Below are 14683 nucleotides of genomic sequence, written 5' to 3'. Positions count from 1 at the left end.
CTTTCAGCTCGCCAGTCGCCGTGTGTAGACATTATATCATATCTCGGTCAAAATGAATAAAAAAACCAGAAAATTCCTTTCATATTTCTTGTTTGTTGGCAGACAATAGATGTAGAAAAAAGAAAGGAGTTTCAATATGAAAAAGACCAGATTTTTTCTAATGGCTTTATTACTGGTAACAGTTCTCGTATTCAGCAGCTGTGGCAGCAGAGATGATGATAACGACGCTATTCCTGATGATCAGCAGAACAATAAAGTTGAACAGGATGTGAATGATGGAGCAGACGACCTGAAGGATGATGCAGAAGATCTTGGCGACGATGTGAAAGACGGCATAGATGATGCGGCAGACGATGTAGATGATGCTCTGGACGGCGACAGAAATGATCAGAAAGCTGGAGATAAGGGCGATGTCAGCAAGGATACTGTTGACAATGGAACACAGACAAATCAGTAATATAACCAATTTTAGAATCCGTCTCCAAGGTAGAGGCGGCACCAACAAACGCAGGGGAAACTCTGCGTTTTCTTTATATTAATGCTTTTCAAATTTCTGTAGTAAATTTTGCTGTTTTCGTTTACAATATAGGTATGATGAGAAGAACAAATAACAAAAAGCATAGATATAAAAGCCACAGACAGTTTGTGGAGGGAAAAAACGGTACGGGAGAGGGACCTTTTGTCGGCGTACTGGAAAAGAATAAGGCGGGTTTTGGTTTTGTACGGCAGGAAGAAGGAAGAGACATTTTTATCGGCCGAAGCAATATGGCCGGCGCAATGCATGGAGATACTGTTCAGGTGGACTTGCTGCCGGAATATCTTTGGGAACGAAGCAAAGAAGGCATTGTAGACAAAGTTTTGATTCGAGCCAATCAGGAAGTCGTAGGCACTTTCCAGCGAAATAAGAAGTTTGGATTTGTAATAGCCGACGATAAACGAAATAATGATGATGTTTTCGTAAAGCGTTCTGATTTTCGCGGCGCTCAGAGTGGAGATAAAGTTGTGGTAAAGATTACCCGCTATCCGGAAAGGAATGTAAGCGCCGAAGGCAAAATTACTGAAATCATTTCACGATACGGGCAGCCGGGAGGAGAGATAAAAGCGCTGATACGTTCAGGAGGACTGTACGAGACTTTTCCTAGCAGGTGTAATGCAGAAGCGAAAGCTCGATCTAAAGAGCTGATTACTTTAGATGAGATTATTAAGAGAAGGGATTTGCGAGCAAAAAACATCTTTACCATCGACGGAGCTTCTGCAAAGGATTTAGATGATGCGGTATCTATTGAAGAATTACCTAACGGTAATTATCTTTTAGGCGTTCATATTGCAGACGTGAGTCACTACGTTCAGGCCGACGGTCCTTTGGATAAAGAAGCGTTGAAGCGCGGAAACAGTGTGTATCTGTTGAGCAGAGTTGTGCCTATGCTGCCAAAAGTGTTATCAAACGGCATTTGCAGCTTGAATCCCAAAGTGGAAAGACTGACGTTGAGTTGTCAAATGGAAATAGATCGTCAGGGTACTGTAGTAGGGCATGAGATATTTGAAAGTGTTATTAATTCAAAGGCCAGGCTGGTCTATGACGATGTTTCAGACATGCTGGAAAAGGGTGACGACGCGCTTATTGAAAAGTACAGCTTCATCTATGAGGATCTGATAAAAATGCAGGAGCTTGCAGGAATTTTGCGAAAGAAGCGAAAGGAAAGAGGCAGTCTGGACTTTGATTTTGATGAGACAGAAATCCTTTTGAATGAAAATGAAGAACCGATTGAGATCGGCGTGCAGGAACGCCGCACGGCAAACCGAATCATTGAAGAATTCATGCTGTCAGCCAATCAGACAGTGGCAGAGCAGTTTTATTGGATGCAATATCCTTTTGTCTACCGCGTTCATGAAAAGCCGGATACGGAGAAAATAGGCGCCTTAAAAGCTTTTTTAGCCGGATTCGGGGTGAATTTGCCGGGTAATCCAGATAATATCCATCCAAAGGCGCTGTCAGAGATTTTGGAAGGTCTAGCGGGAAGACCTTATGAGACCATAGCAAGTTCTGTTATACTAAGGTCGATGAAGAAAGCTTTTTACAGTACAGAATGTGAAGGACATTTTGGGTTGTCTTTTCGGTTTTATTGTCATTTTACTTCGCCAATCAGAAGATACCCGGATTTGATGATTCATCGTATTATCAAAGCGTGGCTGTCTGGCGAGGCTGATGAAAAACTGTTGAAGAAGTTTCGCAAGGATGCTGAAAACGCCTCTTTGATTTCTTCTCAGACAGAGCGTAAAGCGCAGGAGATGGAGCGCGAAGTTATCAAAATGAAAAAAGCGCAGTATATGGAGGGACATATAGGAGAGGTTTATAGCGGCATCATCAGCGGTGTGACAGCTTTCGGCATTTATGTGCAGCTCCCAAACACTGTAGAAGGAATGGTTAGGCTCGATAGCCTCAAAGATGATTTTTATGATTATGAGGATGGAAAATATCGGGTGATCGGCAGACAGACACGAAAGATCTATGCTCTGGGAGATGCGGTTACAGTATTGGTTCTGGCCGCCAGTGCAGAGGATAGACAGATCGATTTTCTACTGCTTTCTGAGGAATCTTTAGAATAAGGAAATAGAAAAGAGGAGCGGTTTCATTTCTAAACAGAAACCGTTCCTCTTTAATTGTTTACTGAAATGTCTTTTGCAGATTAAAATTCCATGATCTTATGGATTGCATCTGTGACTTCTTTATAGTCCTCTACCAGTTCAGCTAAACGCTGTACACCGGATTCTTCCAGATGGTAGTAAACACGAGTCATTCTTTTACCAACGGTCTTTTTATAATCCGTTATGTATTTGTTGTCGATCAACTTGTACAATGTAGGATACATGGAACCCTCGGGGATAATCAGCACACCATTAGATCTCTGGTTAATTAGCTGAGAAAGCTGGTATCCATAGCAGTCGCCTTCAGTTTTCAAGAGATGGAGGAGCAGCATTTCGACTGATCCCTTTTTGAAATTGCTCTTGTTTTTGCTTCTTTGTGTCATATTGCATCATTCCTTTCTACACAATATATTAAATCAATTATTTAAATAAAGCAATCATTATTTAACTCTGTTTCGTGAAGATTTTGTGAAGATTTTCTTCGTTTTAATATTTGGAATGAAATTTGTGTGAATATGGGGGCAAAATCACAGGGCTATTGCATAAACGCACCCATGATGTCACCTACTTCAGCGAGATAGATCCGTTTTTTGGCAAGATCATTGACCGTCAGAATACCGACCAGCCTACCATTTTCTACCACCGGTAAACGGTGGACTTTGCTTTTGGAAAAGAGGCAGGCCGCATCATGAATATCCATATCAGGCGACACGGTGACCAGATTTTTTGTCATCAGAGAAGATGCAGGAATCTTGGCCGGTTCATCTGCCTCAAAGTCAGTGCGTGTAATCAGGTCTCGATCCGTAACGGCTCCCAGGAGAGCGCCTTTATTATCACAAACTGGAATAAAGCCAATATTGTACTGCCGCATAAGCGCAGCGGCCTGAGACAGAGAAGCGTCGGAACGTATGAAGCAAATGCTGGTCGACATCAATTCTTTTACCGTCATAAAATTCCCTCCGATATCAGTCTTTCCAGATTTGAATAGGAATATACCGAGAGGGGGAATTTTTATGTTCTTACTCTGTCAGAATTCCAGAATGACCGAGTAAACAGAAGTATGATCGCATATAATTCCAATCTGCCTGACAACATCAGGATCGATGCATATAGCTTACAACCATCGGAGAATATGCTGAAATTGCCGCCGGTGATACCGCCAAAAGCAGTACCGTTGTTAGTGATGCAGGCCAAAGCAGTACAGAGTGTAGTTTCAAGATCCATGTTCTCTAGAGAGAAAACCAGGGCTGAGATTAGAAGGATCAAAAAATACATCATAGTGAACACCGTTACTGAAGCAGCAGTTGCCGCGCTGACTGGTTTCCCCTGAATCATAATAGGCCGCACCGCCCGCGGGTGAATTCGTTTATATATGCCTCGAAGAATGATTTTGAAGTATATGATGAAACGAATGACCTTGATTGAGCCGCTTGTGGAATTTCCGCAGCCTCCGATAAAAAGAAGAATGAGAAGAATCATTTTGCTTAACGTTGGCCACAGGTTAATATCGTCAATTTCAAAGCCAGAAGTGGCGCCGAAAGCTACAGACTGGGCAAAGCTATCCCCAAAGGCTCCCCAAAAGGTATCGTAACGGCCGCATGCTAGCAGTGAAATTGCGATGATCAAAGCGCCGCCTGTCAATAATACCAAATAGGTTCTTAGCTCTACGTTACGCCATACCAGACGCCATTTCCTGTGATAGAGGAAAAAATACATCATAAAATTGATCGATCCGGCTATGGAGAAAATTGTAAAAACCGCTTTTATATAAGGCGTTGGCGCGCTCATGATGCCGGCGCCTAAGTCGATCAGACCGGCAGTACTAATGGTGGACATGGTGTTAATCAGTGCTTCAAAGGGCGTCATACCGCTGGGCAGCAGCAATAGGAATTCTATGATTGTCATGACGATATAGATGCGATATGAGATTTTCGCTGTATCGCTGATTCGAGCGGACATTTTTTCGAATTCAGGCCCCGGCACTTCTGCCGCCGCCATTTTTTGTCCCTCTATGCCTAGTATCGGAAAGAAAGAAATCGTCAGAAGCAGCAGTCCCATACCGCCTAGCCAATTGCTGATCGCTTTCCAGAGTACCAGAGAACGAGGCATATTTTCCAGTGGGATCGTCCATGCCCCGGTGGTCGTCCAACCGGATACAGATTCAAAGACACAATCTGTAAAAGAGTAACCGCATCCACTGAAAATGAAAGGAAACGTCCCAACCAGACAGACCACAAACCAACAGATAAAGGCAATGAAATAGCTTTCACGCTGTTTGATCTTCAGGGTATAGTATTTGAGAAAACGAAATACAAGCATACCTATAGCTATGCAGGAAAGCGCGGTTAAAAACAGAGCGGAAGCCGGGCCTTGTTCGTTGTTGTAGACAGCACAAACTACCGGAGCCAGCATAGCCAGCCCTTCGAAAAACAAAATGATTGAAATTGTTCGAAGGATCACTCGATGATTATAGGTCATAATAATTCATTCACCTTTCTAGTTTGCAGTACATAATTGGAAAATAAATTTAACACTTGTTTGAATTCCAATAATGCGGTGAGAAAAGCATGAAGAAGGTAAACAACTCCAGTCTTCCCGCAATCATCAGGAACGAAAGGACCAGTTTGGAAAAATCCGAAAAAGCGGAAAAGTTCATAGTTGGTCCTACCAAATTGAAGCCTGGGCCGATATTTCCTAGGCAAGCCAATACCGAGGATATGGTTGTCATTAAGTCAAACCCGTTAAAGGATATGAGGAGGGAACCGGCGAACGTTACAAAGATGTAGAAAAAAACAAAGTTAGCGATGTTCGTGGCAACTTCCTGTGGAATCTGTCTTTTATTCAGAGTCACTGAGACAACCTGATTAGGATGCAGCTTTAGAGAAATGCCTCTGCGAATCAGTTTTAAGGAGATCAGGATACGGATGATTTTGACGCCGCCGCCTGTAGAAGAAGAACAAGCGCCGGTCAGCATCAACAAAAGAATGATCATTTTACTGAAAGTAGGCCATATATCGTAATCCTCTGTGGCATAACCTGTCGTAGTAATGATGGACGTAACCTGAAACGACGCGTCTCGAAGTCCGTCTGACAGGTTTTCATAGGTTCCTGATAACATCAGGTTCAGGGTGATCAAAGCAACTGCTCCGCCTATGATAGTCAAGTACAGTTTTAATTCAGAATCACAGAAAACTCTGCGGACTCCGTGGCGGATTAAAATGAAGTATAAGTTAAAGTTGACGCCGCAAAGAACCATGAATAGAATGATGATCCAGTGAACGCAGGGATTTGAAAAGTGACCGACACTGGCATTATAGGAAGAAAATCCTCCTGTACCGACAGTCCCGAAGGTGTGAAGCAGGGCGTCGTACAGAGACATGCCGCAACAGAGAAGCATAACTGTTTCAACTGCTGTAAACAACAGATAAACCAGGTACAGCCGTTTTGCCGTATCAGAAAAACGAGGAGAGATTTTTTCTAAGACCGGTCCTGGTGTTTCCGCGCTGGCAATCAGTTGGCCTCCCATACCGATCGAGGGCAGAAGAGCTGTAACCAGGACGATGATTCCCATACCGCCTAACCAATGGGTGAAGGAGCGCCAAAACAGTATGGACTTCGGTAAAGCTTCAATTTCCGACAAGATAGAAGACCCTGTAGTAGAAAAACCGGAACATGTTTCGAAGAATGCGTCTACATAGCTGTCGATCGCGCCTGAAAGGACGAAGGGAATCGCGCCGGCTGCGGAAAACAGTAACCAGCAAAGAGATACAATAAGAAACCCATCTCTGGATTTTACTTTCATCAGAGAAGGGTGAAATATCTTAATTAGTATGATCCCCAAGATAAAACAGGGGAGGATCGTGTAAAGAAAACTCCTAAGAGCATCGGATTCATGGTACGCTACGGCTACCAGCAGGGCCGGGAGCATGCTGCATCCCAGTACCAGAAGCAAATATCCCATGATCCGAAGAACTCCATTAAAGTTAACTGTCATAGCTTGACTCCTTACAATGTGAACTACATGCATTATTTGTTTTTCAGCAGTTTTTCCATATCGCCGATTTCACTGAGCAGACTGAGAATAATTACGCGGTCATTCCATTGGATGGCCGTATCGCCTCCGGGAATGATCACCTGCTGGCCGCGGTGGATAGCCGCGATCAGTACGCCGTCCGGTAAATTTAACTGTGAGAGAGGCACGCCGAGCATAGTCATATGAGAGTGGGCCACAATTTCCATAATTTCAGCTTGTCCCTGAATTAACACGGAGGATATGATCTTCTTAGAACCCTGAATGAATCGAAGAATATTGCTGGCCGTGATATCTAATGGATTCAGTACCATGTCCACACCCATACGTTCAATTAGATCCTTATAGCTTTCGTGGCTTACTTTAGAGATGACGTCGTCAATGCCATGCTGCTTAGCGGTAAGCGCCAACAGTAGGTTTTCCTCATCATAACCTGTAGCGGTGACGAAAGCGTCCATTTCATTCATATTTTCTTCTTCTAATAGAGATAAATCCGTACCATCGCTGTGAAGAATCATGACATTATTCAAATGTGTTGACAAATAGCGACAGCGCGCGAGGTCTTTTTCCACCAGTTTTACTGCTGCTCCGAATTCGGACAGCATTTCAGCCAGATAAAATCCCGTTTTTCCGCCGCCAATTATCATAACCTTTTGGAGATTGGTGTATTTACCTCTTTCATGGACTTTTTTATTCAGTTCAATGATATGATCTTTTTCTCCGATGACATATAGGGAATCGCCCGGCTTGATGAAATCGTCTCCATGGGGAATGATCACTTTGCCGTTTCGAGAGATAGCGGCAATGAGCATGTCCGGCAACACTTCTTTCACTTCCGGAATAGAGAGGTTGACCAATTTCGGATATCTTTTAGACGGGAATTCAATCAGGGCGATCTTTCCACTGGTAAAGATACCGTTGCTCAAAGTGTATTTTTCAGCCAAATATTTATAGATTTCAACGGTGATAGCCAGATCAGGATTGACAATGGAGTCGATGCCCATTGTCTCTTTGATAAATCCAAATTGATTCATATGCTCCGGTTCCCTCACACGCGCGATAACACGGCGGCATCCCAGTTTTTTTGCAAAGGATGCGATAACGATGTTTGTCTCATCGTTATCTGTTACAGCAAGAAGATAATTGAAAGTGCTGATATCGGCGCTCTTTAATACGCCGATGTCGCGGGCGTCAGCATTTATGGTCAAAACGTCAAGCTGCTGTGAAAGCTTATTCAGAACGTTTTCATTTTTATCAATAATGGTGATAGAATAATCACCGCCGAGTAAGGCAGCGGCCACTCGATAGCCTAATTTTCCTGCTCCTACAATTGCTACTTTCATTTAAGATTCCTCGTTCATTATGTTAATTGTTTTCTATGTGTTTCTCCAAACGCTTACACTATTCTAATTCAAACAGTTTGATTTTGCAAGAGGTTTTGGTATAATGATAAAAGATACCCGTCTGGAAAGGAGAAAAATTTTGAAAGTCAAAGGTTTTACTGGTGGAAACTTGGCGGCAAATGGTTATGTAGTTTATCAAAGCGATGGTGAAAGCTGCTATATTATAGATCCCGGATATAATCCGAAAAAATTTATCAAATTTGTGCAGGATCACGGGTTAACGTGTCGGGGCGTCATTTTGACCCATCTTCATCACGATCATACCGGAGCGGCTGAAAATGTGAGTCAGATTCTGCATGACTGCCCGATTTATATGCATGAAGCGGATGCTTTCATATATAAAGGGCGTGTAGATCATTGTCTGACGGAGGGTTGCAAGCTGGATTTAGATGGCGAGGTTTTGCAAGTGATTCATACGCCAGGCCATACGCAGGGAAGTATCTGCGTCATGGCAGAAAAAAGCAGAATTTGTTTTACAGGTGATACATTGTTTGACACTGATCTCGGCAGGAGCGATCTGGCGGGAGGAGATGAAAGGCAGATGGAAGATACGGTACGCGATGTGTTAGACAAATGGGAGAATGACGTCTTTATTTATCCCGGACACGATGGGGGATGTACGATGAAACAGGTACGAAAATATAATACTGAGTTTCTGGCGCTGCGTCAGGGAAAGGGGAGATAAAATGGAACATAAAGAGATTCGCATGGTGGCGTTGGATTTAGACGGTACTACATTGAACAGCAGAGGGGAAATATCGGCGCGTACAGCAAAAGCTTTTTTAAACGCTATGGAAAAAGGCGTGCATATTGTAATCTCTACCGGACGCACATACCAATCTCTTCCTGGGCAACTGTTTTCCATCAAAGGGTTGGAATATGTGATTACTTCTAACGGCGCGCATATTACCAGATTGAAGGACGGCGAGTTAATTTACGAAAACAATCTTGCGCCGGAAGCGGTTTTGACAGTGGTAGAAAAGATTCGCGGCGCAGGCATGTCCGTAGAGACCTTCGTTGGAGGCAGGGCCTATATCGATAAGGCAGAATTCGATCAGGTAGCGGCCCACGGTTCTGACTATCGTGACGCCGAATACATATTGACTACAAGAAATCCGGTTGTGGGGATCTGTGATTTTATGATAGAAAACAGGGAGAAAATTGAAAATATCAGTTTGAATTTTCCAGATCTGACGGATAAAGGGCGTTGGTACAAGGCGCTTTCCGCTTTACCCGGTATTACGGTAACCTCCTCCTTTATCCATAATCTGGAAATTGGCGGCGCGGATACTAACAAGGGACGAGCGCTGGAGATTCTTATGGAACAGCTGTCTGTACAGCATTGTGAGTTGATGGCATGCGGAGACAGTCTCAACGATCAAAGGATGCTGCAGCTAGCCGGTATCGGTGTGGCGGTGGATAATGCCAGCGAGGAGATAAAAGCAATAGCGGATTATGTTACGGCGAACAATAACGACGACGGCGTTGCCAAGGCCATCGAAAAGTTCGTTTTATAAATTTCAAGAAAGTAAAACGTTTTGCCCTGATTTTGGGTGAGACGTTTTTTTATATTCAATTTGGGAAAGATTGTAAAAAGTATTGACAATTTTTACAGAATATAGTAATTTTATATGTGCAAATAAGTAAAAATATTCCATAATTTGTTTTAAAAGGAAGTGAAAGGCGATGGAACATAAAAATGAAGAAAAAGACAGAATGAATTATCGTGTAGCCTTGGGACAATGCGGCGAGGAGTTCGCAGCTCAAACGTTGAGGCTGGACGGTTATATAATTCTGGAAAAGAATTTCCGATGCAGGTTTGGGGAGATAGATATTATCGCGGAGAAAGACGGACGTTTGCTTTTTACTGAGGTCAAAACCAGAAGAACGGCTAACTTCGGCAGACCGGTGGAGGCGGTGGATCGGCGAAAAATTCAGCATATTCGTAAGGCAGCCTTTTATTGGTTGAGGGAAAACAGAGAAAAGAATTATATGTCCTTTTCCTTCCAGGTTATAGAAGTTATGGTTAACAGAGTTGAGAATGCATTTTAGGGGGAATTTCATGTTATCAAAAATTTGTTCAGCCTTTTTACGAGGCGTAGAGGCATTTCCTGTATCTGTTGAGACAGATATTTCCCGCGGTATGCCGACTTTTAATATCGTTGGACAGGCAGATACTACGATCAAAGAAGCGAGGGAGCGGATTCGTCCAGCGCTGGTAAACACTGGTCTGGAATATCCGTGCAGCCGTATTACCATCAACATGTCTCCGGCTGGCGTGCGAAAAAGAGGCAGTCATTTTGACCTGCCTATTGCCATAGGAATTTTAGCTTCATCACGCCAGCTTCCGCTGCGAAGCTTGGCGGAATATTGTTTTTTAGGAGAGTTGTCTTTGGACGGTTCTCTGGTTCGCACTGATGGAATTCTGCCTATGGTTATGGCTATGCAGCGTTACGGTGTTCGCAGAATTATTCTTCCCGCCGCTAATCGCCAGGAAGCTCTTTTAGCATCAGGCATTGAAATTTATGCCGCGGATAATTTAGGGCAGATTGTAGATCATTTGCGAGGAGGCAAACAGATGGAACGCGAAAGACCCGCGACCTTTGAACCGGTAAAGGAAATCTGCGCAAGAAGCGCGAATATCAGACGGCTGGACTTTGCTGATGTGAAAGGGCAGGAAAATGCTAAGCGAGCAGTTATGATCGCGGCGGCGGGAGGACATGGCATTTTGATGACGGGTAGTCCGTCCACTGGGAAGACGATGCTGGCAGAACGGGTAGTTTCTGTCATGCCGGAAATGGATTTTGATGAAATCGTTAACACTACGATACTCTATTCTGTTGCCGGACTTCTTACGGAGGATATACCGGTGATTACGAACCGGCCGTTCCGGCGGCCGCACCACAGAATAACGCCGGCGGGATTGCTGGGTGGAGGCAGCGTACCGAAGCCTGGGGAAATTTCTTTGGCCAGTCAGGGCGTTTTATTTTTGGATGAAATCGGAGAATTTGACAGGAATTTAATCGACGCGCTCAGAACGCCGCTGGAGAGCAAATCAATAACGCTGGTACGTCGGGGAATTTCTCATGTTTTTCCCGCAGAATTTATGCTGGTTGCCGCCAGTAATCCATGTAAATGCGGTTATTATGGCGATCCTAACCATGAGTGTAAGTGCACTGACAGAGAGGTGGAGCGCTATCAAAAGAAATTGTCTGGTCCTGTTTTGGATCGAATCGATATGCACGTCTATTTACAACCTGTAGAATATGAGAGTTTAGAAGATACCACGGTAATGTCTTCTGCTGAAATGGCAAAATTTATCGATGAGGCGCGCCGCCGGCAGGCTGAACGGTATGCGGGGATGAGCATCAGCCTGAATCACCAGTTGAGCGAACGGATGGTGGAGGAATTCTGTCCGTTGGATGGGAAAATGCGCCGGCTGGTGTCTCAGGCCTACCAGAAGTTGAAACTAAATCCGAGAACATTGATGAAAGTTCGCAGAGTTGCCAGAACGATCGCGGATCTTGAGGGCAGCGAACAGGTAGAGATGAAGCACTTAGCGGAAGCCTTTGCTTATAGGGAGAGTCGAAGATGAAGGGAAGCATACAAAAGGTGAACAAAGCTTTTCCCGTGGCGCTGACAGCGTTTACGCCTGATATAGAGACGATATATTTTGACGGAGATCTGTCCTGCTTGGAACGTAGGTGCGTTGCAGTGGTGGGAAGCCGCCGTTGCACCCAATACGGAAGGACGGTTGCCAGGATGATCGGAAGAAGAATGGCTGAAAATGATGTGACCTTAGTAAGCGGTCTGGCAAAAGGGATAGATACCGCGGCGCATCTCGGCGCGTTGGAGGCGGGAGGAAAGACAGTCGCTGTATTAGGCGGCGGCACAGATACTTATTACCCGCCCGAAAACAAAGGTCTGCAGCAGCAAATTGCACGTGAAGGTTTATTGCTTTCAGAGCGCTGGCCGGAATATGCAGTAAAGCCGTATGATTTTCCAAAGAGAAATCGGATTATTGCGGCTTTGGCAGAAAGCGTAGCTGTTGTGGAGGCAGGAAATCGAAGCGGCGCGTTGATTACGGCGGAATGTGCGGCTGAAATGGGGAAGCGAGTTTATGCAGTACCTGGAAATATCACCAGCTTGTACAGCTTTGGTACAAATAAGCTTATACGAGAGAATGTAACGCCACTGATTCTCTTAGACGACCTGCTGATCGATATGGGCGTTGAACCCCAGGGAATATGTATAAAAGAAAGGCTGGGAAAGGATGAGCAAACCGTCTTCAATGTTATAAAGAGCGGCGGGGAAATCACGGTTGATGAGATTCATCACAAAACCAACATGAAACCTTCGGAAATAAATGGTATAATAGCGGTTCTGGAAATGAAAGGGATAATTTTTTCGTCAATGGGGAAAATTTTTGTTGCAAAATTCTGATAAGAATACTATAATGCTCTATTGAAACGACAAAATGAAAAAGTGCAGGAGGAAAAATGGCAACTGCGAAAAAAAAAGCAACGAGTAAGAAGACTTTAGTCATCGTAGAGTCGCCTTCCAAGGCCAAAACGATTGGGAAATATTTAGGATCAAACTATAAAGTAATCGCGTCTGTAGGACATGTCAGAGATTTGCCAAAGAGCAAGCTGGGAATTGATATCGATAATGATTTCGAACCGCAGTATATTCCTATCAGGGGCAAGGGGGATATCATCAAGGATTTGAGAAAAGAAGCGAAGAAGGCTTCTAAAGTATATCTGGCAACTGACCCGGATCGAGAAGGAGAAGCGATTTCCTGGCATCTGGCCTATTTACTGGGGCTGGATCCGACAGCGCCTTGCCGGATCGTATTCAATGAGATTACGAAGACGACGATCAAGGAAGCTATTAAACATCCGAGACAGATCGATTTGAATTTGGTAGACGCGCAGCAGGCCAGACGTGTGTTAGACCGGCTGGTGGGTTATCAGATCAGTCCTCTTTTATGGCGAAAGGTAAGAAAAGGCTTATCGGCCGGCCGCGTCCAATCAGCAGCTCTGAAGATTATTTGCGACAGAGAGAAGGAAATACAGGCTTTTGATCCAAAGGAATACTGGACGATTACTGCCGCGTTTTCTAAGGGCAAGGGTTTTTCCGCGCGGCTTGCTGAATATAAAAAGAAGAAGATCGTAGTTGAGAATAAACAGCAGAATGATCATATCCTGCAGGAATTGAAAAAGGGCGATTATTACGTCGCAGCGCTGCATCAAAAAGAGCGGATGAAAAAGCCTTATGCACCCTTTACTACGAGCAGCTTACAGCAGGAGGCATCCACACGGTTGAATTTTAATACGAAAAAGACGATGCTCATTGCACAGCAGCTTTATGAAGGAGTAGAGGTGAAAGGACAGGGTACGATCGGTTTGATCACTTATTTGAGAACAGATTCTGTGCGTATTTCTGATGAAGCGAAAGCTGCTGCTGCGGCCTTTATAGTGGACAGGTATGGAAGTGAATACCGGGGGCATAACGTTTTTTCTAATAAAAAGAAGGATATTCAGGACGCGCATGAGGCGATTCGTCCCAGCAATGTTTCTTTAGAGCCTGACGATATTAAGGAATCATTGACGCCAGAGCAGTATAAGCTGTATCGGTTGATTTGGCAGAGATTCATGGCCAGTCAGATGGCCGCGGCCAGATTTGATAATCTGCAGGTAGAAATAGAGAATGGTGATTATACCTTTAAAACGACGGGAAGCAAGCTGCTGTTTGACGGATATCAGAGAGTATATAAAAATAACAGCGATGAAGATAAGGATAAGCTTTTACCTGCCTTGGATACCGGAGAAAAGCTGACGGTAAAGAACGTCAGTGGCGAGCAGAATTTCACGCAGCCGCCGTCAAGGTTTACAGAGGCCAGCCTTGTAAAAGAACTTGAAGAAAAGAATATCGGCCGGCCTAGTACGTATGCGCCGACGGTGGGCACTTTGTCAGAGCGTAAATATGTTAAACGTGAGAAAAAGTCTTTAGTACCAACGGAACTGGGTTTTTTAGTCACGGGACTGATGGAAGACTATTTTCATGAGATCGTGGACGTCAATTTTACCGCCGCTATGGAGGACCATTTGGATGATGTGGAAATTGATAAGCTGGCCTGGAAAAAAATTATCCGAGACTTTTACGGACCTTTTGAAAAAGAACTGAAAGCTGCGGATGCCGCGATTGAGAAGGTACAGATTGAGGATCAGCCTACGGGAGAAGTTTGTGAGGTATGCGGCAAACCGATGGTGTTGAAGGTGGGCCGGTTTGGAGAGTTTATTGCCTGCAGCGGTTATCCGGAGTGCAAGAATACGAAGCCGGTGGTGAAATCCACAGGCGTTCCTTGTCCGAAATGTGGGAAGGATATTGTGGCCAGAAAGAGCAAGCGCGGTAAACTGTTCTTTGGATGCAGCGGTTATCCAGACTGTGATCAGTCATATTGGTATAGACCGGTAGATAAAAAATGCCCTAAGTGCGGCGCGTTATTGGTAGAAAAGAAATCAAAGACGGGCAATCTTGCCTGCTCTAACGCGGAGTGCGACTATAAAGAGTAAACTGAAAGGAAAACGGAGGTAGAGAAAAG

General features: G+C 44.3%; 13 protein-coding genes. 8 read left to right on the top strand and 5 right to left on the bottom strand.

Annotated elements, in window-relative coordinates:
• Positions 1-136: 136 nt before the first annotated feature.
• Positions 137-457: a hypothetical protein gene (locus ACPW7J_RS08855; RefSeq protein ID WP_161874794.1), complete on the top strand. Its 321-nt coding sequence runs from the start codon at positions 137-139 to the stop codon at positions 455-457.
• 134 nt (positions 458-591) lie between these two features.
• The gene (gene rnr, locus ACPW7J_RS08850; protein ID WP_425755013.1) at positions 592-2607 is read left to right on the top strand and encodes a ribonuclease R; all 2016 of its coding nucleotides are present in this window, start codon (positions 592-594) and stop codon (positions 2605-2607) included.
• A gap of 80 nt (positions 2608-2687) precedes the next feature.
• On the opposite strand, the gene ACPW7J_RS08845 is transcribed toward rnr, so the two are convergent.
• The 5 genes from ACPW7J_RS08845 to trkA form a co-directional block, all read right to left on the bottom strand.
• Complete coding sequence (locus ACPW7J_RS08845) at positions 2688-3029, bottom strand: PadR family transcriptional regulator (protein ID WP_161874796.1); 342 nt, start codon at positions 3027-3029, stop codon at positions 2688-2690.
• 152 nt (positions 3030-3181) lie between these two features.
• Entirely contained in the window at positions 3182-3595 is a 414-nt protein-coding gene (locus ACPW7J_RS08840; protein ID WP_161874797.1) for a CBS domain-containing protein, read from the bottom strand.
• A gap of 62 nt (positions 3596-3657) precedes the next feature.
• The gene (locus ACPW7J_RS08835) at positions 3658-5124 is read right to left on the bottom strand and encodes a TrkH family potassium uptake protein (RefSeq protein ID WP_161874798.1); all 1467 of its coding nucleotides are present in this window, start codon (positions 5122-5124) and stop codon (positions 3658-3660) included.
• Between the two features lie 49 nt (positions 5125-5173).
• Positions 5174-6640 (bottom strand): TrkH family potassium uptake protein, encoded by a 1467-nt coding sequence (locus tag ACPW7J_RS08830; protein ID WP_425755012.1) that lies wholly within the window; start codon positions 6638-6640, stop codon positions 5174-5176.
• A 32-nt stretch (positions 6641-6672) separates the two neighbouring features.
• Positions 6673-8019, bottom strand: a complete 1347-nt coding sequence (trkA, locus tag ACPW7J_RS08825) for a Trk system potassium transporter TrkA (RefSeq protein WP_161874800.1) — start codon at positions 8017-8019, stop codon at positions 6673-6675.
• 103 nt (positions 8020-8122) lie between these two features.
• On the opposite strand from trkA, the gene ACPW7J_RS08820 reads away from it, so the two are divergent.
• The 6 genes from ACPW7J_RS08820 to topA all read left to right on the top strand — a co-directional run bounded on the left by ACPW7J_RS08820 (position 8123) and on the right by topA (position 14654).
• Positions 8123-8764, top strand: coding sequence for an MBL fold metallo-hydrolase (locus ACPW7J_RS08820; RefSeq protein ID WP_425755011.1), 642 nt, complete (start codon positions 8123-8125; stop codon positions 8762-8764).
• Between the two features lies 1 nt (position 8765).
• Positions 8766-9596: a Cof-type HAD-IIB family hydrolase gene (locus ACPW7J_RS08815; RefSeq protein ID WP_425755010.1), complete on the top strand. Its 831-nt coding sequence runs from the start codon at positions 8766-8768 to the stop codon at positions 9594-9596.
• A gap of 169 nt (positions 9597-9765) precedes the next feature.
• The gene (locus ACPW7J_RS08810) at positions 9766-10131 is read left to right on the top strand and encodes a YraN family protein (RefSeq protein ID WP_425755009.1); all 366 of its coding nucleotides are present in this window, start codon (positions 9766-9768) and stop codon (positions 10129-10131) included.
• A gap of 10 nt (positions 10132-10141) precedes the next feature.
• Positions 10142-11674 (top strand): YifB family Mg chelatase-like AAA ATPase, encoded by a 1533-nt coding sequence (locus tag ACPW7J_RS08805; RefSeq protein ID WP_425755008.1) that lies wholly within the window; start codon positions 10142-10144, stop codon positions 11672-11674.
• A complete protein-coding gene (gene dprA, locus ACPW7J_RS08800; RefSeq protein ID WP_425755007.1) occupies positions 11671-12522 on the top strand; it encodes a DNA-processing protein DprA in 852 nt (283 codons plus the stop codon). The genes ACPW7J_RS08805 and dprA overlap by 4 nt, the downstream gene beginning before the upstream one ends.
• Before the next feature lie 56 nt (positions 12523-12578).
• Positions 12579-14654 carry a type I DNA topoisomerase gene (gene topA, locus ACPW7J_RS08795; RefSeq protein ID WP_161874806.1) on the top strand — a complete coding sequence of 692 codons (2076 nt, stop codon included), beginning with the start codon at positions 12579-12581 and terminating at the stop codon, positions 14652-14654.
• Positions 14655-14683 lie beyond the last annotated feature (29 nt).

The organism is Ihubacter sp. rT4E-8, from assembly GCF_049852125.1.
Taxonomy (GTDB): Bacteria; Bacillota; Clostridia; order Peptostreptococcales; family Anaerovoracaceae; genus Senimuribacter.
The sequence above is the reverse complement of the archived record's forward strand: the minus strand, read 5'-3'. Positions and strand labels throughout refer to the sequence as shown.

Coding starts and splice junctions, on each gene's coding strand:
- ACPW7J_RS08855 (WP_161874794.1), top strand. CDS start 137: ATGAAAAAGACCAGATTTTTTCTAATGGCTTTATTACTGGTAACAGTT.
- rnr (WP_425755013.1), top strand. CDS start 592: ATGATGAGAAGAACAAATAACAAAAAGCATAGATATAAAAGCCACAGA.
- ACPW7J_RS08845 (WP_161874796.1), bottom strand. CDS start 3,029: ATGACACAAAGAAGCAAAAACAAGAGCAATTTCAAAAAGGGATCAGTC.
- ACPW7J_RS08840 (WP_161874797.1), bottom strand. CDS start 3,595: ATGACGGTAAAAGAATTGATGTCGACCAGCATTTGCTTCATACGTTCC.
- ACPW7J_RS08835 (WP_161874798.1), bottom strand. CDS start 5,124: ATGACCTATAATCATCGAGTGATCCTTCGAACAATTTCAATCATTTTG.
- ACPW7J_RS08830 (WP_425755012.1), bottom strand. CDS start 6,640: ATGACAGTTAACTTTAATGGAGTTCTTCGGATCATGGGATATTTGCTT.
- trkA (WP_161874800.1), bottom strand. CDS start 8,019: ATGAAAGTAGCAATTGTAGGAGCAGGAAAATTAGGCTATCGAGTGGCC.
- ACPW7J_RS08820 (WP_425755011.1), top strand. CDS start 8,123: ATGATAAAAGATACCCGTCTGGAAAGGAGAAAAATTTTGAAAGTCAAA.
- ACPW7J_RS08815 (WP_425755010.1), top strand. CDS start 8,766: ATGGAACATAAAGAGATTCGCATGGTGGCGTTGGATTTAGACGGTACT.
- ACPW7J_RS08810 (WP_425755009.1), top strand. CDS start 9,766: ATGGAACATAAAAATGAAGAAAAAGACAGAATGAATTATCGTGTAGCC.
- ACPW7J_RS08805 (WP_425755008.1), top strand. CDS start 10,142: ATGTTATCAAAAATTTGTTCAGCCTTTTTACGAGGCGTAGAGGCATTT.
- dprA (WP_425755007.1), top strand. CDS start 11,671: ATGAAGGGAAGCATACAAAAGGTGAACAAAGCTTTTCCCGTGGCGCTG.
- topA (WP_161874806.1), top strand. CDS start 12,579: ATGGCAACTGCGAAAAAAAAAGCAACGAGTAAGAAGACTTTAGTCATC.